The 2085-nt window shown below is 50.8% G+C and carries 1 protein-coding gene and 1 pseudogene; both read left to right on the top strand.

The features are described from left to right. Nucleotides 1–307: 307 nt before the first annotated feature. Complete coding sequence (locus tag H6F43_RS15880) at nt 308–1426, top strand: tetratricopeptide repeat protein (RefSeq protein WP_190343698.1); 1119 nt, start codon at nt 308–310, stop codon at nt 1424–1426. Between the two features lie 333 nt (nt 1427–1759). Then, nucleotides 1760–2085, top strand: a pseudogene (locus H6F43_RS15885) (sucrose synthase); the annotation flags it as partial.

A 2085-nucleotide genomic window follows, 5' to 3' on the forward strand; every position in this document is an offset into this window, starting at 1 on the left:
TCGGGACGAAAAGCGGTTAGCGGCTCCAGGCTCATGTTAAAGAAGTCTTTAGAAATTTAACGGATCTGTTACATCTCTATTTTCGCGTGAACGGCTGAAGCTATCAAGCGATCGTGGCGAAAATGAAAGCTGTTCTGCGGCACGATCGCACTTCACAACGCTGTCAAAACCGTAGCAATGGATTCGCTTGTGCAGACTCCTCCCCCTGGAAGATCGATCGCCACCTTCTTTAAGCTATTGTTAAGGAAGGTGCATAGTCTCCACAGATTCACTAGGATATATAGTTTAATTTAGCCCGAAGTTGCTCATGTCCCTGTGTAAGTGGATGTGGGTGAACTTTAACTACAGACGTATGATGCTGGACACGGGTCGATTACCACTTAGCGGCGATGCCCTCCGCTGGTACAAGCAAGGATTGGCGGCATCTGCCGGACAGCAGTACGATCACGCCGTTGCCTGGTTCGACCAGGTGCTGCAGTTCCGACCTGATTTTTATGAAGCCTGGTACGAGCGGGGCTTGGCGCTGGAGCACTGGGGTTTTTATGCCGAGGCGATCGCCAGCTTTGACCAAGCGCTGCGCTTGGAGCCCAAGAACGGCGTCGCTTGCAGCGTGTGGCATGCACGAGGCAATGCACTTCAGTACGGGCTGGGTGATTACCTAGGCGCAATCGCCTGCTATGACCAAGCGCTCGCGCTCAATTCCAAGGACGAATTGACATGGCAAAATCGCGGGAATGCGCTGCTATATGGGTTGACTCGCCCCGAAGATGCGATCGCCTGCTATGACCGCATGCTGCAGATTAATCCCGATAACTACTTGGGCTGGCGCAATCGCGGCAACGCGCTAGTAGAACTGCGCCGTTTTAGTGAGGCGATCGCCAGCTATAACCGCGCTCTTTCCCTGAATCCGGACGACGAAGTATCCTGGTACGCTCGCAACCTAGCCTCTGAACGCTCTGGACTTCACTACAAGCTGCCCACCACGCAGCCCAGTTGGAACACAACCAGCATTAATGGGACTGAGGGTGAACCCGCCTCAACGGTCATGGCTCCCGATCGTGAAGCGGCTTACGAGCATTCACCCAGCTACCCTGCCCAACCCGTTTTAATTCTCAAGGACGATTCGGGCAGACGAGAACTGGTGCTGGAGGCAGATCAGTACGTCCTCGGACGCGATCCAAAATGCGACATCCAGCTTTTCTCCCAGTTTGTGTCGCGCCAGCATGCGGTTCTCAAGAAAGTTCATAGAGCCAATGGCAGTATTGGTTACGAAATTGTGGATGGCAACCCAGAGGGTAAGCTCAGCACAAATGGCTTGATGATCAACGGGCAAAAGCATTCTAGTAAAGAACTTCGGTCTGAGGATGTCGTAGTGTTTGGTCCTCATGTGCAGGCAACGTATCGATCGATCTCAACCACGTTCTAGCCATCTGCGATCGGGTGGCTCGGCAACACTTCGCTCAGCGACATCTCATCCAGCAATATCCCACCTGGTTACCGGAGATTCTACGCAATCTTCATCAGAGCTTGAAATTTCACCTGGGTTGTTTACGGATTCCTGTGTGAGACTGGGACTGTCATGAAAAACCCATGGCGCAATCGCAAACTCAAGAAGTAACCCTGAGGACGGAAGCGTGCATTGCGGTTCTCACTTTAGTCTCGAAGTGGTTAAATTGAGCGCTTCAGTATGATGCGGTAAGCAGTTCATTCTCTGCGGATGCCAAACACGATTGAGTAGTTAATGGAAGGAGATGTAACTATGTCTGATTTGATTCAGGCGGTGTTGAATAGTGATGAGAAAACGAACCTACGACAGTTTGCCAGTCAGCTCCGCACCTCTGAGAAGCGTTATTTATTGCGGAACGAAATTCTCAGCGCTTTTTCGGACTACTGTAAAAATTACGAAAAATCAGACGTGTTCTATACGTCCTCCCGCTTAGGGAAACTGATTTATTACGTTCAAGAAATTATTTTAGACGGCGATAGCTTGTGTGTGATCATTCGTCCCCAGATTGCCAAGCAAGAGGCGTATCGCCTTCTGGAAGATATGACGATGGAACCAATGAGTTCGCAGGACTTGCTAGA

The sequence above is a fragment of the Leptolyngbya sp. FACHB-36 genome, assembly GCF_014695955.1.
In the GTDB taxonomy this organism is placed as follows: Bacteria; Cyanobacteriota; Cyanobacteriia; order Leptolyngbyales; family Leptolyngbyaceae; genus FACHB-36.

What these genes read in the sequence shown, in the direction of transcription:
- H6F43_RS15880 (WP_190343698.1), top strand. Translation starts at nt 308, where the DNA reads ATGTCCCTGTGTAAGTGGATGTGGGTGAACTTTAACTACAGACGTATG.